Source organism: Acidovorax sp. M14, from assembly GCF_049331375.1.
In the GTDB taxonomy this organism is placed as follows: domain Bacteria; phylum Pseudomonadota; class Gammaproteobacteria; order Burkholderiales; family Burkholderiaceae_C; genus Acidovorax.
In genome coordinates this window covers 3236561-3258076 of the sequence record NZ_CP186263.1, presented here as the reverse complement: position 1 = coordinate 3258076, position 21516 = coordinate 3236561, and the positions used below count along the sequence as shown (strand labels likewise).

General features: G+C 64.7%; 21 protein-coding genes and 1 riboswitch. Of the genes, 17 read left to right on the top strand and 4 right to left on the bottom strand.

Translation table 11 applies throughout. The features are described 5' to 3' along the window. Window positions 1-36: 36 nt before the first annotated feature. The 7 genes from ccoN to ACOYR4_RS15165 all read left to right on the top strand — a co-directional run bounded on the left by ccoN (window position 37) and on the right by ACOYR4_RS15165 (window position 5453). A complete protein-coding gene (gene ccoN / locus ACOYR4_RS15195; RefSeq protein ID WP_110961118.1) occupies window positions 37-1476 on the top strand; it encodes a cytochrome-c oxidase, cbb3-type subunit I in 1440 nt (479 codons plus the stop codon). 18 nt (window positions 1477-1494) lie between these two features. Continuing rightward, a complete protein-coding gene (ccoO, locus tag ACOYR4_RS15190; protein ID WP_060987389.1) occupies window positions 1495-2127 on the top strand; it encodes a cytochrome-c oxidase, cbb3-type subunit II in 633 nt (210 codons plus the stop codon). A gap of 16 nt (window positions 2128-2143) precedes the next feature. Beyond that, window positions 2144-2281 (top strand): CcoQ/FixQ family Cbb3-type cytochrome c oxidase assembly chaperone, encoded by a 138-nt coding sequence (locus ACOYR4_RS15185; RefSeq protein ID WP_015014811.1) that lies wholly within the window; start codon window positions 2144-2146, stop codon window positions 2279-2281. Window positions 2282-2305: 24 nt separating this feature from the next. Next, window positions 2306-3220, top strand: a complete 915-nt coding sequence (ccoP, locus tag ACOYR4_RS15180) for a cytochrome-c oxidase, cbb3-type subunit III (protein WP_422847179.1) — start codon at window positions 2306-2308, stop codon at window positions 3218-3220. A gap of 92 nt (window positions 3221-3312) precedes the next feature. Beyond that, window positions 3313-4758 carry a cytochrome c oxidase accessory protein CcoG gene (ccoG, locus tag ACOYR4_RS15175; RefSeq protein WP_015014809.1) on the top strand — a complete coding sequence of 482 codons (1446 nt, stop codon included), beginning with the start codon at window positions 3313-3315 and terminating at the stop codon, window positions 4756-4758. A 64-nt stretch (window positions 4759-4822) separates the two neighbouring features. Then, a complete protein-coding gene (locus ACOYR4_RS15170) occupies window positions 4823-5101 on the top strand; it encodes a FixH family protein (RefSeq protein ID WP_015014808.1) in 279 nt (92 codons plus the stop codon). A 55-nt stretch (window positions 5102-5156) separates the two neighbouring features. Then, complete coding sequence (locus ACOYR4_RS15165) at window positions 5157-5453, top strand: hypothetical protein (RefSeq protein ID WP_015014807.1); 297 nt, start codon at window positions 5157-5159, stop codon at window positions 5451-5453. 100 nt (window positions 5454-5553) lie between these two features. Here the strand turns inward: ACOYR4_RS15165 and fnr are convergent, their stop codons facing one another. Continuing rightward, complete coding sequence (gene fnr / locus ACOYR4_RS15160) at window positions 5554-6276, bottom strand: fumarate/nitrate reduction transcriptional regulator Fnr (RefSeq protein WP_015014806.1); 723 nt, start codon at window positions 6274-6276, stop codon at window positions 5554-5556. A 189-nt stretch (window positions 6277-6465) separates the two neighbouring features. On the opposite strand from fnr, the gene hemN reads away from it, so the two are divergent. The 4 genes from hemN to ACOYR4_RS15140 all read left to right on the top strand — a co-directional run bounded on the left by hemN (window position 6466) and on the right by ACOYR4_RS15140 (window position 12546). Further along, entirely contained in the window at window positions 6466-7848 is a 1383-nt protein-coding gene (hemN, locus tag ACOYR4_RS15155; protein ID WP_291446150.1) for an oxygen-independent coproporphyrinogen III oxidase, read from the top strand. Between the two features lie 5 nt (window positions 7849-7853). Beyond that, on the top strand, window positions 7854-8579 hold the full coding sequence (locus ACOYR4_RS15150) for a sulfite exporter TauE/SafE family protein (protein WP_422847178.1): 726 nt from the start codon (window positions 7854-7856) through the stop codon (window positions 8577-8579). A 203-nt stretch (window positions 8580-8782) separates the two neighbouring features. Further along, window positions 8783-10105 (top strand): HD-GYP domain-containing protein, encoded by a 1323-nt coding sequence (locus ACOYR4_RS15145; RefSeq protein ID WP_422847177.1) that lies wholly within the window; start codon window positions 8783-8785, stop codon window positions 10103-10105. Continuing rightward, window positions 10102-12546 carry an EAL domain-containing protein gene (locus ACOYR4_RS15140; protein ID WP_422847176.1) on the top strand — a complete coding sequence of 815 codons (2445 nt, stop codon included), beginning with the start codon at window positions 10102-10104 and terminating at the stop codon, window positions 12544-12546. The genes ACOYR4_RS15145 and ACOYR4_RS15140 overlap by 4 nt, the downstream gene beginning before the upstream one ends. Window positions 12547-12606: 60 nt before the next feature. Here ACOYR4_RS15140 and ACOYR4_RS15135 read toward each other — a convergent pair whose 3' ends face one another. The 3 genes from ACOYR4_RS15135 to ACOYR4_RS15125 form a co-directional block, all read right to left on the bottom strand. Further along, the gene (locus ACOYR4_RS15135; protein ID WP_343734281.1) at window positions 12607-13422 is read right to left on the bottom strand and encodes a sulfite exporter TauE/SafE family protein; all 816 of its coding nucleotides are present in this window, start codon (window positions 13420-13422) and stop codon (window positions 12607-12609) included. Window positions 13423-13826: 404 nt separating this feature from the next. Then, window positions 13827-14204, bottom strand: coding sequence for a cell division protein ZapA (locus ACOYR4_RS15130; protein WP_015014800.1), 378 nt, complete (start codon window positions 14202-14204; stop codon window positions 13827-13829). Further along, window positions 14201-14425, bottom strand: coding sequence for a DUF904 domain-containing protein (locus tag ACOYR4_RS15125; RefSeq protein ID WP_422847175.1), 225 nt, complete (start codon window positions 14423-14425; stop codon window positions 14201-14203). Before ACOYR4_RS15125 ends, ACOYR4_RS15130 begins: the two co-directional genes overlap by 4 nt. 163 nt (window positions 14426-14588) lie before the next feature. Further along, window positions 14589-14827, top strand: a riboswitch (cobalamin riboswitch). An 83-nt stretch (window positions 14828-14910) separates the two neighbouring features. On the opposite strand from ACOYR4_RS15125, the gene ACOYR4_RS15120 reads away from it, so the two are divergent. The 6 genes from ACOYR4_RS15120 to ACOYR4_RS15095 are packed head-to-tail and all read left to right on the top strand — an operon-like array spanning window position 14911 to window position 21496. Further along, window positions 14911-16794 carry a TonB-dependent receptor domain-containing protein gene (locus ACOYR4_RS15120; protein ID WP_422847174.1) on the top strand — a complete coding sequence of 628 codons (1884 nt, stop codon included), beginning with the start codon at window positions 14911-14913 and terminating at the stop codon, window positions 16792-16794. After that, on the top strand, window positions 16791-18173 hold the full coding sequence (locus ACOYR4_RS15115) for a cobyrinate a,c-diamide synthase (RefSeq protein WP_422847173.1): 1383 nt from the start codon (window positions 16791-16793) through the stop codon (window positions 18171-18173). The genes ACOYR4_RS15120 and ACOYR4_RS15115 overlap by 4 nt, the downstream gene beginning before the upstream one ends. After that, entirely contained in the window at window positions 18170-18772 is a 603-nt protein-coding gene (locus ACOYR4_RS15110) for a bifunctional adenosylcobinamide kinase/adenosylcobinamide-phosphate guanylyltransferase (RefSeq protein ID WP_422847172.1), read from the top strand. Before ACOYR4_RS15115 ends, ACOYR4_RS15110 begins: the two co-directional genes overlap by 4 nt. Further along, on the top strand, window positions 18772-19674 hold the full coding sequence (locus tag ACOYR4_RS15105; protein ID WP_116747430.1) for an ABC transporter substrate-binding protein: 903 nt from the start codon (window positions 18772-18774) through the stop codon (window positions 19672-19674). Before ACOYR4_RS15110 ends, ACOYR4_RS15105 begins: the two co-directional genes overlap by 1 nt. After that, entirely contained in the window at window positions 19671-20705 is a 1035-nt protein-coding gene (locus ACOYR4_RS15100) for a FecCD family ABC transporter permease (RefSeq protein ID WP_422847171.1), read from the top strand. The genes ACOYR4_RS15105 and ACOYR4_RS15100 overlap by 4 nt, the downstream gene beginning before the upstream one ends. Continuing rightward, complete coding sequence (locus tag ACOYR4_RS15095; protein ID WP_422847170.1) at window positions 20702-21496, top strand: ABC transporter ATP-binding protein; 795 nt, start codon at window positions 20702-20704, stop codon at window positions 21494-21496. Before ACOYR4_RS15100 ends, ACOYR4_RS15095 begins: the two co-directional genes overlap by 4 nt. Window positions 21497-21516 lie beyond the last annotated feature (20 nt).

Sequence of the window (21516 nt, the reverse complement as noted above, 5' to 3'; positions counted from 1 at the left end):
GCAACAAACTCTTACTGCAATACAAAGAGGTGCCCGATGGATTTTCCAAAAACAAATGCTGCGCACTACAACGATACGGTAGTGCGGCAGTTCTCTATCCTGGCCGTGGTGGTGGGGGTGGTCGGCATGCTGGTGGGCGTCATCATCGCCGCCCAGTTGGCCTGGCCAGAACTCAACTTTGGCATTCCGTGGCTGAGTTATGGCCGCTTGCGACCTTTGCACACCAATGCGGTGATCTTTGGTTTTGGCGGTAGCGCGCTGTTTGCTACCAGCTACTACGTGGTGCAGCGCACCTGCCAGGTCCGGCTTTTTGCGGGTCCTCTGGCCGCATTCACCTTCTGGGGCTGGGTGCTGGTCATTGCGGCTGCGGTAGTCAGCCTGCCCATGGGCTACACCCAGGGCAAGGAATACGCTGAACTCGAATGGCCTATCGACATCCTGATCACGCTGGTGTGGGTGTCCTATGCCATCGTGTTCTTCGGCACCATTGGAACCCGCAAGGTCAAGCACATCTATGTGGCCAACTGGTTCTTTGGTGCGTTCATCCTGGCCGTGGCGCTGCTGCACCTGGTCAACAGCGCAGCCATCCCTGCGGGCATGATGAAGAGCTACTCGGCCTATGCCGGTGTGCAGGACGCCATGGTGCAGTGGTGGTACGGCCACAATGCCGTGGGCTTCTTCCTGACCGCTGGCTTCCTGGGCATGATGTACTACTTCATCCCCAAGCAGGCGGGCCGTCCGGTGTACTCGTATCGCCTGTCGATCGTGCACTTCTGGGCGCTGATCTTCACCTACATGTGGGCCGGCCCACACCACCTGCACTACACCGCGCTGCCTGACTGGACGCAATCGGTGGGCATGGTGTTTTCGCTCATCCTGCTGGCTCCCAGCTGGGGCGGCATGATCAACGGCATCATGACCCTGTCGGGTGCATGGCACAAGCTGCGTGACGACCCTATCCTGCGCTTCCTGATCGTGTCGCTGTCGTTCTACGGCATGTCCACGTTCGAGGGCCCGATGATGTCCATCAAGACCGTCAATGCCCTGAGCCACTACACCGACTGGACCATCGGCCACGTGCACTCCGGCGCCCTGGGCTGGGTGGGCCTGATTTCGATGGGTTCGCTGTACTACCTGGTGCCCCGTCTGTTCGGCAAGGACAAGATGCACTCCGTCAAGGCGATCGAGTTGCACTTCTGGATGGCCACCATCGGCATCGTGCTGTACATCGCCGCCATGTGGATTGCCGGCGTGATGCAAGGCCTGATGTGGCGCGCGGTCAACCCCGACGGCACGCTCACCTACACCTTCGTGGAAAGCGTGAAGGCGACCTATCCCTTCTACGTGATCCGCGTGGCCGGTGGTCTGCTGTACCTGGGCGGCATGCTGGTCATGGCCTGGAACGTGTGGCTGACTGCCATCTCGGGTCGTTCGGTCAAGGTGGCCATTCCTGCAGTGAACACGGCCCACGCCTGAGTCCGAAGGAGATCATTCATGTCCAATAACAACACATCTGCTTCGACCGGTTTCACCCATGAAAAGGTGGAGACCAACAACTTTCTGATGATCGTGCTGATCCTGATCGTGATCGCCATTGGCGGTCTGGTCGAGATCGTGCCCCTGTTCTTCCAGAAGTCCACGACCGAGGCGGTCAAGGGTGTCGAGCCTTACAACGCTTTGCAGCTGGCAGGCCGCGACATCTACATCCGCGAGGGTTGCTACAACTGCCACTCGCAGATGATCCGCCCCTTCCGCGCAGAGACGCTGCGCTATGGCCACTACTCGGTGGCGGGTGAGTTTGTGTATGACCACCCCTTCCAGTGGGGTAGCAAGCGCACGGGTCCCGACCTGCACCGCGTGGGTGGCAAGTACAGCGACGAATGGCATCGCATCCACCTGAACAACCCCCGCGATGTGGTGCCCGAGTCCAACATGCCCGCATACCCCTGGCTTGAAAAGAACCAGGTGGACCCAGCAGTGATGGCGCCCCGCATGAAGGCCCTGCGCACCGTGGGCGTGCCTTACACCGACGAGCAGATCACGGCTGCGGCGGGCGAGGTCAAGGGCAAGACGGAGCAGGATGCGCTCATCGCCTACCTGCAAGTCATGGGCCGTGCGCTCAAGTAAGCAAAGGAGATATCCCATGGACATCACCACCATGCGCATCGTCGCCACCCTGGCATCGATGGCCTGCTTCATTGGCATCTGGGTCTGGGCCTACCGAGGCCGCAACAAGGCCCGGTTCGACGAGGCAGCCCAGCTGCCTTTCGAGACAGATTGACCTTCACCAGAACGAGAACACCCCATGAGTGACTTCACCAGCAATTTCTGGTCGGTCTTTGTGACCACGCTGACCCTGGTCGGCATCATCGCCTGCGGCATCCTGCTTTGGATGGCGGGCCGCAAGAAGGTGGTGGCCACCTCCGACAACACCACCGGCCACGTTTGGGATGAGGACCTGGTCGAGATGAACAACCCCCTGCCGCGCTGGTGGGTGTGGCTGTTTGTCATCACCATCGTCTTTGGTCTGGGCTACCTGGCCGCCTATCCAGGCCTGGGCAGCTTCACCGGCAAGCTCAACTGGACGCAGAAGGGCGAGTACGAAGCCGAAATGGCCAAGGCCAAGACGGAGCTGGAACCGCTGTACGCACGCTTTGCCTCCATGAAGCCCGAAGACGTGGCCAAGGACCCGCAGGCCCATGCCATTGGCGAGCGCTTGTTCATGAACAATTGCGCACAGTGCCACGGCTCGGATGCCCGCGGCAGCAAGGGCTTTCCGAACCTGACGGACAACGACTGGCTGCACGGCGGCACGCCCGAGAAGATCCGCGAGACGCTGGAGAAGGGCCGCATCGGCAACATGCCTCCCATGGCAGCCGCAGTGGGCTCCCCGGAAGACGTGCGTAACCTGTCGCACTACGTGCTGAGCCTGTCGGGCAGCCCCCATGACTCGCTGCGCGCATCGCTGGGCAAGGCCAAGTTTGCGGCCTGCGCAGCCTGCCACGGCATGGACGGCAAGGGCAACCAGGCGCTGGGCGCGCCCAACTTGACCGATGACATCTGGCTGCATGGCTGGGGCGAGGCCGCCATCACCGCCATGATCAACAACGGCAAGGTCAACCAGATGCCTGCACAGGCCGAAAAGTTGACCGAGGCGCAGATCGGCGTACTCTCTGCCTATGTGTGGGGCCTGTCGAACAAGCAGGTGGCTGCACGCTGACCTGGCTGCCGGGCGGTGCGTGAGACGCACGGCCCGGGTTTCCGTTTGAAGGCATCCCTCTTACGCCTTATCTCCGTTCACAAAGCGACACCATGAGCACACCCAGCGAGCCGGCTCGCAAGGTCATCCCGATTACGCCAGTCGCGGCAGATGCGTCTTCTGCGGGCGAGATCATCTCGCTGTACGAAGCGCAAAAGAAGATCTACCCGCGTTCCATCAGCGGCCTGTTTGCGCGCTGGCGCTGGGGCATGGTGTTTCTCACACAGCTGGTGTTTTACGGTCTGCCTTGGTTTGAGTGGGGCCAGCGCCAGATGGTGCTGTTTGACCTGGGGGCTCGCAGGTTCTACATCTTTGGTCTGGTGCTGTATCCACAGGATTTCATCTACCTCACTGGCCTTCTGATCATTTCGGCGTTGTCGCTGTTCCTGTTCACTGCAGTGGCCGGGCGTCTGTGGTGTGGCTTTGCGTGCCCGCAGACGGTGTACACCGAAATGTTCATGTGGATCGAGCACAAGATCGAAGGCGATCGCAGTGCCCGGCTCCGCCTGGACAACGGCCCCTGGACGTTCGAGAAGATCCGCAAGAAGTTTTTCAAGCAAGTGGTGTGGATCGCGGTGGCCCTGTGGACCGGGTTTACTTTTGTGGGGTACTTCGTCCCCATTCGAGAGCTGGGCAGCGAGCTGCTGGCGTTCCAGGGCAGCTGGCAGATTTTCTGGGTGCTGTTCTACGGTTTTGCCACCTATGGCAATGCGGGCTTCATGCGCGAGCAGGTCTGCAAGTACATGTGCCCTTATGCGCGCTTTCAAAGCGCGATGTTTGATAAAGATACGCTGATCGTTACCTACGACCCTGAACGTGGCGAGCAGCGTGGTCCGCGCAAGAAGAACATCGACTACAAAGCCCAGGGGCTGGGCGATTGCATTGACTGCTCGCTGTGTGTGCAGGTCTGTCCCGTGGGCATCGACATCCGCAAGGGCTTGCAGTACGAATGCATCGGCTGTGGCCTGTGTGTGGACGCCTGCAACACCGTGATGGACAAGATGCAGTACCCGCGTGGCCTGATCCGCTATTCGACCCAGAACGGCGTGGCCAAGCACTGGACCCAGTCGCAGATGTTGCGCCGCGTGCTGCGCCCCCGCGTGCTGATCTACAGCGCCGTGCTGGTCACCCTTTGCGTGGCCATGTTGGCCAGCCTGGTGGTGCGCACGCCGCTGAAGGTGGATGTGGTGCGGGACCGCGCTGCGCTCTCGCGCATCGTGGCAGGTGGCAAGCTGGAGAACATTTACCGGCTGCAGATCATGAATGCCACCGAGGGCGAGCAGCGTTATCGCATCAGTGCGCGGGGCCTGGAGGGGCTCGAAGTGGCTTCCGAGGCTGAAGTGGACATTGGCGCGGCAGAGTCTCGCTGGGTGGCCGTGCGGTTGCAGATTCCTTATGGTTCCGCCACGCCCGGATCGCACGCCGTTCAGTTTGATGTGCAGGCCGTAGGAGCAGCGGCCCATGTCACGGAGAAATCCGTGTTCCTTGTACCGCGCTGAGCGGTATTCCGGTGGGGCCCTTCAGGGCCGCACTTTGACCGATATTGTTGAGGAGTAAAGCACCATGTCTTCAAACCCTGCCATTGCAACCCCGGCGGCAACCGTACCCTGGTGGAAGTTTGGCCATGTGTGGCTGGTGATTGCCGGGCCTCTGATCGTGATCGTGGCGGGCTTTGTGACGCTGTGGCTGGCGATTTCGCGGCCCGACCCCGTGGTGGCGGAGGACTACTACCGCCAAGGCATCGAAATCAACAAGACACTGGTGGCGCCGGAAAAGAGTCTGGCGCCGGCCCTCAAGGCCCGCAACCATGCGGCCACCCCTGTGCAAGACCAACCACGCTGAAACCCCAGGGTCGCACACGCTGGCGACCCCGGCAGCACCAGGAGACAGAACCTATATGTGGACGCAACGCCTGATGTGGATTGCATGGCCCGCCTTTTTGATGGCGGGTGTGCTGGAGATGCTGGTTTTTGCCATGGTGGACCCCCAGGACCTGCACTGGTTCGGGCAGCCTCTGGCGCTGTCGAGGCAGGGGGTGTACACCCTCGCATTTTTTGTGTTCTGGGCCATCACCATGGCCACCAGCGCATTGACCACGCTACTGTCCATGTCCCCGTTTGAGGTCAACCGCTGTCCCGTGCCCGACGGGGAGCGCCCTGACGATTGCCGCAAGACATCGTCGTCTTGCTCCTGAGCCTTTTTCGCCGTTCATGCGGGCATGCGCTGCATGCCGTTTTAAAAGGGACCGGCGGACTTTGGTACGGCCCCGACTCTCAGCCGACGAGGGGCCGTAATCAGTGGCAGGTCTGCTGGCTGTTCACAATGCGTCGCAGGGCATCGGTGTCGAGGATGCGCACATGGCGCTGTTTGACTTCCACGATGCCTTCTTCCACAAACTTGGAGAAGGTGCGGCTCACTGTTTCAAGTTTGAGGCCCAGGTAGCTTCCGATCTCTTCGCGCGTCATGCGCAGCACCAGTTCTGATTGCGAGAAACCCCGTGCATGCAGGCGCTGCACCAGGTTGAGCAAGAAGGCCGCCAGGCGCTCCTCGGCACGCATGCTGCCCAGCAGCAGCATCACACCATGTTCGCGCACGATCTCGCGGCTCATGATCTTGTGCACGTGGTGCTGCAGGGCCGTGACTTCGCGGGAGAGTTCTTCGATGCGGTCGAAAGGCATGACGCAGACCTCGGCATCTTCCAGGGCCACTGCGTCACAGGTGTGGTGGTCATTCACGATGCCGTCCAGCCCGATGATCTCGCCCGCCATCTGGAAGCCCGTGACCTGGTCGCGACCGTCTTCGGTGGCTACACAGGTCTTGAAAAAACCGGTGCGGATGGCATACAGGGACGTGAAGGACTCGCCATTGCGAAACAGCGTGCCGCCGCGCTTGACCTTGCGGCGGACAGCAACGACCTCGTCAATGCGCTGCAGTTGCTCTTCGTTCAAGCCCACGGGCATGCACAGCTCGCGGAGGTTGCAGTTGGAGCAGGCGACTTTGATGGTGAGCGGGTTCATAGACACATGGGCTTGGGTTAGCGGTCAAGCATATCGCGCTTGCCGTACACGAACCTGAATACAGAGCGCGGGCAAGCGGCTGACCTTCATCAAATTGTCGCTGTATCGCTTGCGGGTTCACTTGATGCAGGTCAAGGACATGTCCCAGAGCCTACGGCACAGTCAAGGTGTACGCAAGGAAATTTCCCCATGACTGCTGTTTCGCCAGACCTTCTGCGCCGCTTTGACGTGCCAGGGCCCCGCTATACATCCTATCCAACGGCCGACCGTTTCGTGGAGGCGTTTGGTCAGGAAGACTATGTGCTGGCGCTGCAACAGCGCCGCTCGGGCACGCTGGCCAAGGCCATGCCGCTGTCCCTGTACGTGCACATCCCGTTTTGCGAATCCCTGTGTTACTACTGCGCCTGCAACAAGATCATCACCAAGCACCATGACCGCGCCGAGGTCTACTTGCGCTACCTGAGCCGCGAGATCGACCTGCACACCGCGCACTGTGGCGTAGGACAGGTGGTGAGTCAACTGCACCTGGGGGGAGGCACACCCACCTTCCTCTCCGATTCGGGCCTGAGAGAGCTGATGGCCATGCTCAAGCGCAGCTTCACGCTCGCGCCTGGGGGGGAATACTCGATCGAGGTGGACCCCCGCACCGTTAATGCAGAGCGTCTTGCACTGTTGGCTGAGCTGGGTTTTAACCGGCTGAGTTTTGGCGTGCAGGACTTTGATGCCGAAGTGCAGAAGGCTGTGCACCGCATCCAGCCTGCCGAGCAGGTGTTTGCGCTGGTCGAATCTGCACGTTCGCTGGGCTTTGACTCGGTGAATGTGGATTTGATCTACGGCCTGCCGCGCCAGACGCCCGAGTCTTTTGACCGCACGCTGGCCCAGGTGGCGCAACTGCGGCCTGACCGCATCGCGCTGTATGCCTACGCGCACCTGCCAGAGCGTTTCAAGCCACAGCGCCGCATCATCTCTGCGGAGTTGCCCACGGGCGCGAGCAAGCTTTCCATGTTGTCGCGCTCGCTCGATGCCTTCATGGATGCTGGATACGTGTACGTGGGCATGGACCACTTTGCGCTGCCCACCGACGCCCTGGCCGTGGCCAAGCGCCAGGGGCGCCTGCACCGCAACTTCCAGGGCTATAGCACGCAGCCGGACTGCGATTTGATCGGCTTGGGCGTATCGGCCATTGGCCGTGTGGGGGCAACCTACAGCCAGAACTCCAAGACGCTGGATGAGTACTACGACTTCCTGGACCAAGGGCGGTTGCCCGTAGTGCGCGGGTTGGCGCTCACGCGCGACGACCTGGTACGCCGTGCGGCCATCATGGCCCTGATGTGCCAAGGGGAACTGCTGTTCGAGCCGATGGAGCAGGCGTGGCTGATCGACTTCCGTCAGTATTTCGCGGCGGAGTTGGCCCAATTGGAGGGCATGCAGGAGCAAGGGCTGGTGCGCGTTGGGCCTGAGGGCATTGAAGTGACCGCGACCGGTTGGTTCTTCGTGCGGGGCATCGCCATGGTTTTTGACCGCTATCTGCAGGCAGACCGCAACCGCGCCCGGTTTTCGCGCATCATCTGATACCTATGCTTGCCACGGTTGGCTGGACTGCTCTGCTCATGGGACTCGCTGGCGGGTCCCACTGCCTGGCCATGTGCTCCGCGCCTTGCGGAGCACTCGTGGGGCAGGGCGGCGCGCCATCGGCGGAGGGCAGTGCCGAGCAGGTGGTGCGCTGGGCGCCGCGTGGCGGTGCGCTGCAGCGCACCGTGGCCTTTCATGCGGGGCGCCTGGTGGGCTATGCCGGCGCCGGGGCACTGGCAGCCCTGGCCATGGACAGTCTGGCATGGCTGACCCAGCAGACCACCGCGTTGCGTCCCGCCTGGACGCTGATGCACGTGGCAGTCATGGCCTGGGGGCTCATGATGATGGTGCAGTCGCGCCAGCCTGCTTGGGTGGAGCAGGCGGGTCGGTCCGTGTGGGCGCGTGTTCGACCGCTGGTCGGGGCGCCAGGCGGCGTGATGGCGGCCGGAGTCCTGTGGGCCCTGATGCCTTGCGGGTTGCTCTATTCGGCCCTGTTGGTCGCCGCGCTCAGTGGAGGGGCGCTGGAGGGGGCCCTGACCATGGCCCTGTTTGCCGTGGGCAGCGGGGTCTGGCTGGTGGGCGGCCCCTGGGCTTGGAGCAGCCTTCGCAATCGCCTGAATCTTGCGCGGGCTCAGTGGGGCACGAGGGCCGCAGGCGCCATGCTGTGCGCGGTCGCTGCCTGGGCATTGTGGATGGATCTCATTTACAAGCCATCGCTCTGGTGTCGCTGAGCGGGCGGCGCTGATTTGTCCTGTCACCCTTAATCGCCCGGTGGTTCCAAGCGGGGCGATGCCTCAGCCCAGGGGGCTGCAGCGCTCCAGTCAGGCCCGATTTCTGCCAAGTGTTGCCGGATCGCTGCGCGGTCTGCCGGTTCTTCGCCACGTCACTGGAACTGGTGATAATCTGCGTAACTATTGGTGGCATTGATGTCGCCATGTATCGTGCGCCTGACGTGAACTCATCCATCCTCATCGACATCAGCCAATTGCGTGTCGGCATGTACATCCAGCTCGACGTGGGCTGGATGCACCATCCGTTCCCGACCAGCAGTTTCCGGGTGGCGTCGTCGGAACAGATCGCCACCTTGCGCGAGCTGGGGTTGACCGAGGTGCGTTACGTCCCCAAAAAGAGCGATCCAGAACTGCAGGAGCTGGTGCCTGCCGCTTGGAGCGTGCCCGAGATGACAGCCCCACCGCCCAACGGCCTGGATGCGCCCGGGCCTGGGACGGCCACTGTCGTGGACCCCGAGGCACAGCGTCGCCGTGAGCTGCTGGAAGCACAAAACCGGGCCTTGGCCGCCTGCAATCAGCGTTTCTCAGAAGCCACCCGTCAGTACCAGTCCATGGAGCGCACGGTTTCTGAGCACCCCGACCAGGCCAGAGCCAAGGGGGAGGCGCTGGTCTCTGGATGTGTGACCGAACTGCTGGAAAATGGCGACTCTGTTATTCGGCTGCTGTCCGAGGGCGTGGGCGAGCGCAACGGATTGCATCCGATCAATGTGATGGTGATTTCGCTGCTGCTGGGGCGATCCCTGGGCATGAAGAGCGAGGAGCTGCACGATCTGGGTGTGGCCGCATTGATCCACGACATTGGCAAGCTCAAGCTGCCGCCCAATCTGCGCCAGCCCACCCCTTCCATGATCCCCATGGAGCGCACACGCTACGAGACCCACGTGGCGGAATCCGTTGCCCTGGCCAAACGCATGGGGTTTGCCGATACAGTGCTGACGGCCGTGGCGCGGCACCACGAAATGTGTGACGGCAGTGGTTTTCCCCAGCGTCTGAAGGGGCCCGATCTGGGGCGCATGAGCCAGGTCCTGGCGCTGGTCAACCAGTACGACCGCATGTGCAACCCGGCCATGGGAGTAACGGCGCTGACGCCCCATGAGGCGCTGTCTGTCATCTTTGCCCAGCTCAAGGCCCGTTTTGATTCGGTGGTCCTGGGGGCTTTCATTCGCATGATGGGTGTCTACCCGCCCGGCTCCATCGTGCAGTTAGTCAATGACCGGTATGCCATCGTGGCCTCGGTCAATTCGTCGCGGCCCCTGCGGCCCAAGGTCATCGTGCACGACCCACGGGTGCCCAAGGAAGAGGCGCCGATCCTGGATCTGGAAACGGTCCCTGAATTGGGCATACGGCGCAGCCTCAAGCCCGCACAACTGCCGCGTGACGCGCTGGACTACCTGTCTCCCCGGCAGCGGATCTGTTACTTTTTTGAGCGAGCGGTCAGTCCCGGCCCTGACGAGGCTGCGGCGTGAACGATCTCCAATCGCCCGGGTGGCTGGATGGCCTGCAGGAGGCCGTGTGGCTCCTGGATGAGGCTAGCCAACACATCTTACAGGCCAACGCAGGCGCCGAGCGCCTCACCGGGTTATCTGCCTCCGCCATGCAGGGGCGGTCTGTGCTGGACTTGGCCAGCACGCCCCAAGAGCTGGCTTTCTGGTCTGAGCCGGTCGACGTGATTGCGCAGGGCGTGACTGCCCACACCAGTTTGCTGCGTGCTGATGGCAGTCTGGTGCCGGTGCAGCGTTGTGTCCGGCGTGTGCCATGGGGGGAGGGTGGTGGCACGGTGCTGCTGCTGACCATGCTGGACCGCAGCCTCCAGGAGACCACTGAACGCGAGCTGGAGACACTGTTGTCCGAGCTGCGTGCCACGCTGGACTCTGCCGCTGATGGCATGCTGGTGTGTGGGCTGGACCGCCGTGTGCGGGCTTTCAACCAGCGCCTGGCCCAGCTGTGGAATCTGCCACGCCAGTTGCTGGTGGAGCGCGACGATGCAGCGGTGTACGCCTTCATGGCGGACCAGGTGTCGGACCCACGTTTCTATGCCGAGCGCCTGGCGGCTATCGACCGCGAGCCCATGCAGGAGAGCACCGACATTGTCGAGCTGCGCAACGGCGTGGTGCTGGAGATGCGCACGGTGCCGCAGTTCAGCCAGGGCCGCGCGGTGGGCCGTGTGTATTCGTTCCGGGACATCACCCGGCAGACTGAGACACAGGCCAGCCTGCGCTTGGCCGCGCGCGTGTTTGAGTCCAGCCTGGATGCGATATTCATCGCCGACAGCCAGCACCGCATCATGCGGATGAACCCCGGATGTGAGCGGCTGGTCGGCCCTACGGCCAAAGGTTTCGAAGGCTGCGTGGCTGCCTCGCTTTTTGGGGGAGGCTCGGATGCCTCCTTCATGGAGCAGGTGCTGCAGGGCTGGGCCAAGGATGGCTTCTGGGAGGGCGAGTTGTGGCTGCCTCGTGACAACGGCGCTTACTGCGCGGTGCAACTGTCGTGGGTGGCCCTGCGTGATGATGAGGGGCGGCTGGTGCAGAGCATCGGCTTCATGCGCGACCTCACGCTGCAGCATGCCGCGCAAAAGCGCATTGAAGAGCTGGCCTACAGCGACGCACTGACGGGTCTTCCCAACCGTTTGCTGCTCTCGCAGCGCGTGGATACCGCCATCCAGGGGGCGCGCCAGAGCGATACCGGCTTCGCGATCCTGTTCCTGGACATGGACCGCTTCAAGATCATCAATGACTCCCTGGGGCACCCTTTTGGAGACCGGGTGCTGCAACTGGTGGCTGAACGCCTGCAGACCTGCCTGCGGCAAACCGACATGCTGTGCCGTCTGGGCGGGGATGAATTTGTCATCTACCTGCATGGGGGTGATGCATCGGTGGCCGAAAGTGTGGCGCGCCGGATTCTGGACGACATGCTCAAGCCCTTCATGCTCGACAGCATGGGCTTCTCGATCCAGTGCAGTATCGGCATTGCGCTGTACCCGCAGGATGGCGCCACGTTGGACGACCTGATCAAGCAGTCCGACACCGCGATGTACCGGGTCAAGGAGCGTGGGCGCGGCAGCTACGGCTTTTACCAGCCGCAGATGAACGCCAACCTGCTCGCGCGCATGCAGATGGAACACGCCATGCGCCAGGCACTGGGTTTGCAGCGCATGGCCGTGCACTACCAGCCCCAGGTCAATATGGCGACCGGGCGCATCACCGGGGCCGAGGCGCTGCTGCGCTGGACGGACCCCGAGTTTGGCGCGGTATCCCCTGCAGTGTTCATTCCGCTGGCTGAAGAATCGGGCTACATCGTGACCTTGGGCGCCTGGGTGATGGAGCAGGCGGTGCGCGAGGCCGCACTCTGGATGCACAGCGGCTCGCCGATCATGATTTCCGTGAACGTGTCAGCACTGGAGTTTCGCCAGCCCGACTTTGTGGACCGCATTACGCGCCTCTTGGCGGTGCACCAGTTGCCACCTACTTTGCTGGAACTGGAGCTGACGGAAACCATCCTGCTGCAGGACGCGCAGGAGATGGAGCAGCGTCTGCGCGTGTTGGCGGACCTGGGCATCGGACTGGCGATCGACGATTTCGGCACCGGCTATTCGAGCCTGGCCTATTTGAAGAAACTCCCCATCCACAAGCTCAAGATCGACCAGTCTTTTGTGCGTGGCCTGCCCGACGACGATGGCGACCGGGCCATTGTCAGCGCCATCATCAGCATGGGCTGCGCCATGCACATCGAAGTGGTGGCTGAAGGGGTGGAGACTGAAACCCAGCAGGCGGTGCTGCAGCAAATGCAGTGCGAGCACTACCAGGGCTTTTTGTGCGCGCCCGGGCTGCCGGCCGACCAGTTCCGTGCCCTGCTGAGCAAACCCTTGCCGCTCAAGGCCCAGGGGCGCCACCGGCCTTTGAACACCTGACGCCGAGCGTTCAGATGTTGCAACGCGGCGGACTGCGGAGAGTCCGCATCTGTGTCGACCTCAGGCGGCCGAAACGCCTTTCCACAGCATGTAAGCCGCCAGGCCAAACAGCAGCGACGCAAACACGCGCTTGAGTTGCTTGACGGGCAGGTTGTGGGCCGCTTTAGCGCCTAGCGGGGCCGTCAGCACGCTACAGCTCGCAATCACGCCCAGTGCTGGCAGCCAGATGTAGCCCAGGGAGGCTGGAGGCAGGCCGCTCACGTTCTGTCCGCCAATGGCGTAGCCGATCACGTTGGCCAGCGCGATGGGGAACCCCAGCGCAGCGCTGGTGGCCACCGCGTTGTGGATGGGCACATTGCACCAGGTCATGAAGGGCACGCTGACAAAGCCGCCGCCCGCGCCGACCAGGCCCGACAGAAATCCGATCACGCCGCCCGCCGCCACTTGGCCTGCGCCCCCCGGCATCTGGCGCGTGGGCGCAGGCTTCTTGTCCAGAAACATCTGCGTGGCCGAGAAGCTCACAAACAGTGCGAAGAAGATCGCCAGAAACGAGCCCTTGAGCAGCGCAAACACCCCCAGGCTCGCGATGAACCCGCCCAGCACGATGCCAGGCGCCAGGCGCGTGACAATGTCCCACCGCACTGCCCCGCGCCGGTGGTGGGCGCGCACGCTGGAGATGGAGGTGAACATGATGGTGGCCATGGAGGTGGCAATCGCCATCTTCACCGCCAAGTCGGGCGCCACCTGACGCGCGCCCAGGATGTAGGTCAGGAACGGCACCAGCAGCATGCCACCCCCAATGCCCAGGAGTCCCGCCAGAAAGCCTGTGGCCAGGCCGAGCACACCGAGTTCAACAATCAGCAGGGGATCGAGCATGGCGGGATGTCAGTCAAGAAAGAACAACAGAGCACGCGGGGAGCCGCGAGAAAATGCCCTGCCACGTAAGCACCGGCGGGTGCTTGCGATAACAGGGCATGGGGAAGAGGGTGTCTGCGAATGCCACCGAACTCTCATCCTGAACCGGGGGTTCAGGTGGGCGAGGGCAGCCTGGCGTTGGGTTCATCTGACGCGAGATGATCACGCTCACCGGACGATGTACCAAGCCCGAGCTCAATGAGCATTGGTTCAAGGAAATATAAAGCCCGACAGCTTCGCAGACCCATCCATTGTAGGTGCTGCCAGCGGGCGCTGTGCGCTCGGGGGCATGTAAAGCCCGCAAGCGGCTGTGACGAGCGGGTAAGAGGCGCAGCGTGCCTCAGCACACCCACAGCACGCTGGGGCTAGAGCAAGCGCCCGTCATCGCCCAAAGCGTCGTCCAGGCGCTGGACCAGGCTTTGCAGGCGCTGCTGGTCGGTATCTGGCAACAGGCTTTCCTGGTGTCCCGCCATGGGGGCGCCGGGGCTGGGGCTTGCGGGCGGCGTGGCCACTGGCTGGGTTGCAGCCGCAAGGTCTGCCGCTTCGCGGTCGGCGATCTCGAAAGCCAGGTTCAGGGCCGCCAACACGGCGATGCGCTCGCGTGCCCGGACCTTGCCTGCATCGCGGATGCGCGTCATGGCGGTGTCCACGCGTTCCACGGCGTCGAGCAGGCGACTTTCGTGGCCCTCGGGGCAGGACAGCAGATAGCTTTGCTGCAGGATCTGCACCTCGATTTGCTTCATTCGGCTTCTTTCGTGAGCGGCGCGGTAGCGGGCAGGCGTTCGAGCAGGGCATCCACCCGGGCGCGTGCGGCGCTCAAGCGGGACTTGAGCGAATCGCGCTCCTGCGTCAGTGCCGCAACTTGATCAGCCAATAGGGCGTTGGTGCGCTGCAACTCTGCATGTCGCAGCAGCAGGCGTTCCACGCGCTCGGCGATCTGGTCGGTGGGGGACGGTATTGCCATACAGCCTCAGATTGTAGGCGGTGTGGCACCGAGCGGACCCTGGCCCCGGTCTGCGGTGGTGTGCCACACGCAACACAGAACAGATCACCGTGCATCACTGGCCGTGCGGGTGCCCGGATGAGTTGTTTGCCTGTTCTGCCGCAAAAAGGACGCTTGTAAACGGTCGTAAAATCTCGCTGTTGGTGCTCGCGGCGTGGTTCACATGCCGCAGTTCAACGGGAAGCAGGGAGGCGCCGTACCACCGGTACTCGCCCAGCCTGCGCTGCCCCCGCAACGGTCAGCGGACGAATCGCCCGATTCTCTCTCCATCCATAAGCCACTGGGTGCCTTGAACAAGCGCCTGGGAAGGCATTGGGGGGGTGTTCCGCCAGCCCGGATACCGGCCAACACGGTGGCTGCGTGCGTCCTTTTTTTGGCGCTGCGCGGCTGTATCACCCACATGCTGGCGGGAGGCCGGCCCGGGTTGTTTGTTGACCTTGATCCCCATGAAAATCCGTACCCTTCGTGCGCGCCCTGCGGCGTCGTTGTGCCTGCCCGCCCCACGCCTGGCACTGCTGTCACTGTTGGCTGGCAGCGCCTGCGGCGCTTTCGCACAGACCGCTCCGGCCTCCGGCGAGCTGTTGGCGCAAAACCTGCGCGCACCGTCGTTGACTGAAACCGTGGTGGCCGCCACGCGCACGCCGCAGCCGCTGGCCGACCTGGTGGCCGACATCTCCATCGTGGACCGCGAAACCATCGAAACCAGCGGCGCCACCGGCCTGGCGGACCTGCTGGCCCGTCTGCCTGGTGTGGAGTTCTCGCGCAATGGCGGCCCGGGCACCACGACCGGTGTGTTCCTGCGTGGCGCCGAGTCGCGCTTCACTGCGGTGTACATCGACGGGGTGCGCATCGACTCGCAGTCCACCGGCGGCGCACCCTGGGAGAGCATTCCGCTCGGCCTCATCGACCGCATCGAAGTGCTGCGTGGCCCGGCGGGCGCCGTGTATGGCTCGGACGCCTTGGGGGGCGTGGTGCAGATCTTCACCAAGCGCGGTGAGAACGGTACGGCGCCTTACGTGGGCATCGGCGTGGGCAGCCACAACACCACCAAGCTGGAAGCCGGGATCAGCGGTGCCAGTGGCACGCTGGACTATGCCCTGGGGCTGGCGCGAGACGACAGCAAGGGCTTCAACGCGCGCCCTGTCGCCGGGCAGAACACGGACCGCGACGGCTACCGCTCCACGGCGGGCCACGCGCGGGTCGGCTTACAGGTGAACGCCGTGCACCGCCTCGAAGGCACGCTGATGGTCAACGACACCAACAGCGGCTACGACAGCGGCCTGGGCAAGGACGACCGCAACCTGCACACCCTGCACGCGCTGGGCCTCAACTGGACGGCCCAGTGGAACAGTGCCTACAAAACGCGCTTTTCCATCACCGACTCGCGCGACGAATACGAAACCCGCCCCTCGCCGTACCTGAGCGACACGCGCCTGCGTGGCTACTACTTCCAGAATGAATGGCGCCAGGGCGCGCACCTGGTCACTGCGGCCCTGGAGCGCCGCGAAGACCGGCTGGAGAACAAGCCCATCGACGCCAAACGCTCCCAAGACGCGCTGGCGCTGGGCTACGGCTACAACGCCGCGGGCCACACCGTGCAGCTCAACCTGCGCCACGACTCGGACAGCGAGTTTGGCGGCAAGGGCACCGGCAGCGTGGCCTATGGTTATGCGATCACCCCGCAGTGGCGTGCCACGGCCTCGGTGGGAACGGCCTTCCGTGCACCCACGCTGTACCACCGGTTCAGCGAATACGGCGTGGCCACGCTGCGTCCTGAAAGCAGCCGCAATGCCGAGGTGGCGCTGCGCTACGCACAAGGCAATAGCACCTTCTCGGCCACGCTGTTTCGCAACCGCGTGAGCAACCTGATCTCCTTTGGCGGCGCGGGCACTTGTGCCTCCAGCTTTGGTTGCTATGCCAACACCGCCCGGGCCGAATACAAGGGCGTGACGTTTACTGGTTCGCACCGCCTGGGCGACGTGCAGTTGCACGGCTCCATCGACCTGCAGCGCCCGCGCGACCTGGACACCGGCAAGCAGCTGGCACGCCGCGCCAAGCAGCACGCCACCTTCGGCGCCGACACGCGCCTGGCAGGCTGGACCGTGGGCGCCGAAGTGCAGGCCTCGGGCCGCCGCTTCGACACCGTGGCCAACACCAACGTGCTGGGCGGCTACACGCTGGTCAACCTGTACGCCAGCACCCGCATTGCGCGCGACTACACGCTGCTCGCCCGCATCGACAACCTGGCCGACAAGGACTACCAGTTGGCGCGCACCTACGCCACCGCAGGCCGCACGGTCTACGTGGGTGTGAAGTGGGCACCGCAGTGACCCTGGCGACGGCCACTGCTGCCCGCTGCCCGGCGCTGCTGATCGCGGCCCCGGCCTCCGGGCAGGGCAAGACCACCGTCACCGCCGCCCTGGCACGCCTGCATGCGCGCCAGGGGCGGCGTGTGCGGGTGTTCAAGTGCGGGCCGGACTTTCTGGACCCGCACTGGCACCAGCTGGCCAGCGGCGCACCCGTGCACCAGCTCGACCTGTGGATGAATGGCGCGGCCGACTGCGCGCAGCGCCTGCACGATGCTGCGCGTGATTCGGACCTGATCCTTATCGAAGGCGTGATGGGTCTGTTTGACGGCAGCCCCAGCGCGGCCGACCTGGCACGGCACTTTGGCGTGCCGGTGCTGGCGGTGGTCGATGCCTCGGCCATGGCGGGCACCTTTGGCGCGCTGGCTTATGGCCTGCGCCACTACCGGCCGGGCTTGCCCTGGGCCGGTGTGCTGGCCAACCGTGTGGGCAGCGCGCGCCATGCCGACATGCTGCGGGACGGCCTGCACGATGCCGATGACTGGATGGGTGCGCTGATGCGGGTGCAGCCCGGCAGCGCACCGACAACCGCCAAGGCCGGTGCCGCACTGCTGCCCGAACGCCACCTGGGCCTCGTGGCCGCGCACGAGCTGGACGACAGCCTCCAGCGGCTGGATGCAGCGGCCGATGCGCTGGCCGCCACGCCGCTGGGCCAGATGACGCTGGAAGCACTGCAGGGCTGGGCCGTGGACTTCCCGGCACCAGCATCCCCGGTTGCCGTGCCTGCGCTGCTCGCGGGCCGCACGGTGGCTGTAGGTCGTGACGCGGCGTTCTGCTTCATCTACGCCGCCAACGTGCAGTGTCTGGAGCAGATGGGCGCGCGCGTGGTGTTCTTTTCGCCGCTGCACGATGCCGCATTGCCCGACTGCTACGCCGTATGGCTGCCCGGCGGCTACCCCGAGCTGCACACCGCGCAGATCGCGGCCAACACCACCATGCAGGCCAGCCTGCGCGCCCATGCGGAGGCGGGCAAGCCGCTGTGGGCCGAGTGCGGCGGCATGATGGCATTGTTTGAATCCATCACCCTCGCGGACGGCAGCGCGGCCCCGCTGTGGGGCCTGCTGCCCGGCCGCGTGACCATGCAAAAGCGCTTGGCAGCGCTGGGCCCGCAGCACCTGACGGTGGCCGGGCACACATTGCGTGGCCACACCTTTCACTATTCGACCAGCGACAGCAGCGCCCCCGTCGTGGCCCGCACGGCGCGCCCCCACGAGGCCGTGGCGCCCGACACGGGCGAAGCGCTGTACCAGCAAGGCAGCATCCACGCCAGCTACTTCCACGCGTGGTTCCCGTCCAGCCCCGAGGCGGTGGCGCACCTGCTGGGCGGTGGGGGCCACGCATGACTTCGGCCCTGCATCCGATCACCACCGAGCTGATCCTGGGTGGCCAGAAGAGCGGCAAATCCCGCCGCGCCGAACTGCTGGCGCGCGACTGGCTGGCGCAGTCTGCCGACCACCGCGCGGTGCTGATCGCCACCGGCCAGGCCTGGGACGACGAGATGCGCGAGCGCATCGCCCGCCACCAGCACGACCGCGCCGAGCGCGTGCCCGGCCTGCGGACGGTGGAAGAGCCGCGCGACCTGGCGGCAGCCCTCACGCGGCTGAGCACGCCGCACACCCTGGTGGTGGTGGACTGCCTCACGCTGTGGCTGACCCAGTGGACCATGCCGCTGGGGTTCGAAACCATGAATTCAGAGCAAAAACAGGCGCAAGCGCTAGATTGGCATGCCCAAGCTGCTATGTTTTTAGAAGCGATTCGGCAGTCCCCCGGGCCCGTTGTTCTGGTGGGCAACGAAATTGGCCTGGGGGTCATCCCGATGGGGCGCGAAGTGCGCGCCTTTGTGGATGCGCTCGGTACGCTGAACCAGCAGGTGGCCCAGGTGTGCCCCCGTGTCACGTTGATGGCTGCCGGTCTGCCTCTCACTTTGAAGGAACCCTGCTGATGAAACCAACCCCCGTGCGCCGCATCCTGTGGGTCATCGCCATTCTGGTGCTGCTGGGCCTGCTGATGGCCGGCCTCGCGCGTGCGCAGCCGGTGCACATCCGGGACGACCGGGGCCGCGAGGTCTCGCTGCCCCGGCCGCCGCAGCGCATCGTCAGCCTGTTGCCCTCGTTGACCGAAAGCGTGTGCGAACTGGAGCAATGCCACCGGTTGGTGGGTGTGGACCGCTACTCCAACTGGCCGGAGGCCGTGATTGCCAAGCTGCCCAAGGTGGGGGGCGGGCTGGACCCGAGCATCGAGGCCGTCGTGGCACTCAAGCCCGATGTGGTGCTGATGTCCGTCAGCTCGCGCGCCAGTGACCGGCTGGAGGCGCTCGGCCTCACCGTGGTGCAGCTGGAGCCCAAGACGCATGCCGACGTGCGCCGCGTGCTGGGCACTGTCAGCGACCTGCTGGGCGTGCCCCGCGCGCAAGGCTCCGACCGCCTCTGGCGTGTGATCGACGCGGGCGTGCTGGCGGCTGCACAGTCCCTGCCGCCCAAGGCCAAAAATGTGCGTGTGTACTTCGAGGTGAGCCGTGGGCCCTATGCAGCGGGCGAGGCGTCGTTCATTGGCGAATCGCTCACCCGGCTGGGCGTGCGCAACGTGGTGCCAGCGTCGCTGGGGCCGTTTCCGCGCCTGAACCCCGAGTTCGTGGTGCGCGCCAACCCCGACATCATCATGATCGGCAACCGCAGCATGCAGGCCATGGTGCCGTACCCCGGCTGGGCTTCCATGCGTGCCATCCGCGAGAACCGGCTGTGCGTGTTTGGCCCCGGCGATTCCGATGTGGTGGTGCGCCCTGGGCCGCGCATGGCCGAGGCGGCCCGCATCATGGCGCGGTGTCTGGTGGACAAAGCGTCATGACCAGCATTCCGATCGACTTGCCCACGGGTTCCGCCAGCCGCCGTGCCGCATGGTGTGCCGCCTGGCTGTTGCTCGCCAGCGCGTTGCTGGCGGTGTGTGGCGCCAGCGTGGGCAGCACGGGCTTTGACAGGGTGCTGCGCATGCACGGCGACCCTGTGGCCTGGCAGATCGTGTGGGACATCCGCCTGCCGCGCACGGCGGGTGCGTGGCTGGCGGGGGCGCTGCTGGGTCTGTCGGGCGCGGTGGCGCAGGGGTTGTTTCGCAATCCACTGGCCGATCCGTACCTGCTGGGCAGCGCCTCGGGCGCAGCGCTGGGCGGGGCGGTCGCCATGGCGCTGTTCGGGGTGTCGCCGGTGGCGGCGCAGTGGATGGCCCGCATCGGCATCACGGGCATGGCATTTTTGGGCGCGGCGGGGGCGGTGGTGCTCACGCTGCTGCTCGCCAAGGGCGTGCAGCACACGCTGCGCTTGTTGCTGGCTGGGGTGATTGTGGGCGTGGTGCTGGGCGCGCTGCGTGACCTGGTGGAACTGGCCTCGCCCGACATCCTGCAGGCCATGCAGGCCTTCACGCTGGGCAGCACGGCTTTTGTGGGCTGGGCTGCCTGCTTGGTCATGGCCGTGGCCTGGGCGCTGTGCTCGGTGGTTGCCTGGATGCTGGCACGTGCGCTAGACGGCCTCACGCTGGGCGAGGCCACGGCCGCCAGCCTGGGCCTGCCGCTCATGCCCATGCGTGTCGGGCTGGTGGCTGCCATGGCGCTGGCCACGGGCACGGCGGTGGCGCAGACGGGGCTCATCGCCTTTGTGGGGCTGGCGGCCCCGCACCTGGTGCGTTCCATCGTGCGCGTGACACACGAACGGCACATCGTGCTCTCCAGCCTGATGGGCGCGGTGCTGCTCATGGCGGCCGACATCCTGGCGCGCTGGCTGCTGGCGCCGCAGGAGCTGCCCGTGGGCGTGCTCACGGCGGCCCTGGGCGGCACCTATCTGCTGTGGCTCATGCACCGGCGCACCTCGCAGGGGGGCGCACTATGAAATCAATAGCTATCAGTGCAAATGGAATAAGCGCCAGCATCGGAAATCGCTCGATATTGCAGGGCATTGACCTGCAATTGCCCGCCGGGCGCTGGACCAGCATCGTCGGCCCCAACGGCGCGGGCAAGTCCACCCTGCTCAAGGTGCTGGCGGGCCTGCTGCCGCGTGTGGCGGTTCAGGGCGACGTGTTGTTGCTCGGCCGCCCGCTGGCGCAAATCCCGGCGCGCGAACGCGCCCGCCAGCTCGCCTGGCTGGGCCAGAACGAAGGCTCGGCCGACGACCTCACGAGCTACGACGTGGCCATGCTGGGCCGGCTGCCGCACCAGGCCTGGCTGGCACCGCCGGGTGCGGCCGACCACGCAGCGGTGGAACAGGCGCTGCGCATCACGCAGGCCTGGGACTGGCGCCACCGCCCGCTGTCGCAGCTGTCGGGCGGCGAACGCCAGCGCGTGCTGCTGGCCCGCGCTCTGGCGGTGCAGGCGCAGGTGCTGCTGATGGACGAGCCCCTGGCCAACCTCGACCCGCCGCACCAGACCGACTGGCTGCACACCATGCGTGCACTGGTCGATGCGGGGGGCACGGTGGTCAGCGTGCTGCACGAGGTGTCGCTGGCACTGCAATCCGACGACATGGTGGTGATGGCACAGGGCCGCGTGCTGCACCAGGGCGCCTGCGATTCACCCGCCACGCACGCGGCGCTGGAGAGCGTGTTTGACCACCGCATCCACGTGCGGCATCTGGATGGCATGTGGATGGCGCTGCCATCGATGCAGCGCAAGTACAGCCAATGAAACAACACATGGATTGAGGG

What these genes read in the sequence shown, in the direction of transcription:
- ccoO (WP_060987389.1), top strand. Translation starts at nt 1,495, where the DNA reads ATGTCCAATAACAACACATCTGCTTCGACCGGTTTCACCCATGAAAAG.
- ACOYR4_RS15165 (WP_015014807.1), top strand. Translation starts at nt 5,157, where the DNA reads ATGTGGACGCAACGCCTGATGTGGATTGCATGGCCCGCCTTTTTGATG.
- ACOYR4_RS15120 (WP_422847174.1), top strand. Translation starts at nt 14,911, where the DNA reads ATGAAAATCCGTACCCTTCGTGCGCGCCCTGCGGCGTCGTTGTGCCTG.
- ACOYR4_RS15150 (WP_422847178.1), top strand. Translation starts at nt 7,854, where the DNA reads ATGCTTGCCACGGTTGGCTGGACTGCTCTGCTCATGGGACTCGCTGGC.
- ACOYR4_RS15105 (WP_116747430.1), top strand. Translation starts at nt 18,772, where the DNA reads ATGAAACCAACCCCCGTGCGCCGCATCCTGTGGGTCATCGCCATTCTG.
- ACOYR4_RS15110 (WP_422847172.1), top strand. Translation starts at nt 18,170, where the DNA reads ATGACTTCGGCCCTGCATCCGATCACCACCGAGCTGATCCTGGGTGGC.
- ACOYR4_RS15100 (WP_422847171.1), top strand. Translation starts at nt 19,671, where the DNA reads ATGACCAGCATTCCGATCGACTTGCCCACGGGTTCCGCCAGCCGCCGT.
- ACOYR4_RS15095 (WP_422847170.1), top strand. Translation starts at nt 20,702, where the DNA reads ATGAAATCAATAGCTATCAGTGCAAATGGAATAAGCGCCAGCATCGGA.
- ACOYR4_RS15135 (WP_343734281.1), bottom strand. Translation starts at nt 13,422, where the DNA reads ATGCTCGATCCCCTGCTGATTGTTGAACTCGGTGTGCTCGGCCTGGCC.
- hemN (WP_291446150.1), top strand. Translation starts at nt 6,466, where the DNA reads ATGACTGCTGTTTCGCCAGACCTTCTGCGCCGCTTTGACGTGCCAGGG.
- ccoN (WP_110961118.1), top strand. Translation starts at nt 37, where the DNA reads ATGGATTTTCCAAAAACAAATGCTGCGCACTACAACGATACGGTAGTG.
- ccoG (WP_015014809.1), top strand. Translation starts at nt 3,313, where the DNA reads ATGAGCACACCCAGCGAGCCGGCTCGCAAGGTCATCCCGATTACGCCA.
- ACOYR4_RS15145 (WP_422847177.1), top strand. Translation starts at nt 8,783, where the DNA reads ATGTATCGTGCGCCTGACGTGAACTCATCCATCCTCATCGACATCAGC.
- ACOYR4_RS15170 (WP_015014808.1), top strand. Translation starts at nt 4,823, where the DNA reads ATGTCTTCAAACCCTGCCATTGCAACCCCGGCGGCAACCGTACCCTGG.
- ACOYR4_RS15185 (WP_015014811.1), top strand. Translation starts at nt 2,144, where the DNA reads ATGGACATCACCACCATGCGCATCGTCGCCACCCTGGCATCGATGGCC.
- fnr (WP_015014806.1), bottom strand. Translation starts at nt 6,276, where the DNA reads ATGAACCCGCTCACCATCAAAGTCGCCTGCTCCAACTGCAACCTCCGC.
- ACOYR4_RS15130 (WP_015014800.1), bottom strand. Translation starts at nt 14,204, where the DNA reads ATGAAGCAAATCGAGGTGCAGATCCTGCAGCAAAGCTATCTGCTGTCC.
- ACOYR4_RS15125 (WP_422847175.1), bottom strand. Translation starts at nt 14,425, where the DNA reads ATGGCAATACCGTCCCCCACCGACCAGATCGCCGAGCGCGTGGAACGC.
- ccoP (WP_422847179.1), top strand. Translation starts at nt 2,306, where the DNA reads ATGAGTGACTTCACCAGCAATTTCTGGTCGGTCTTTGTGACCACGCTG.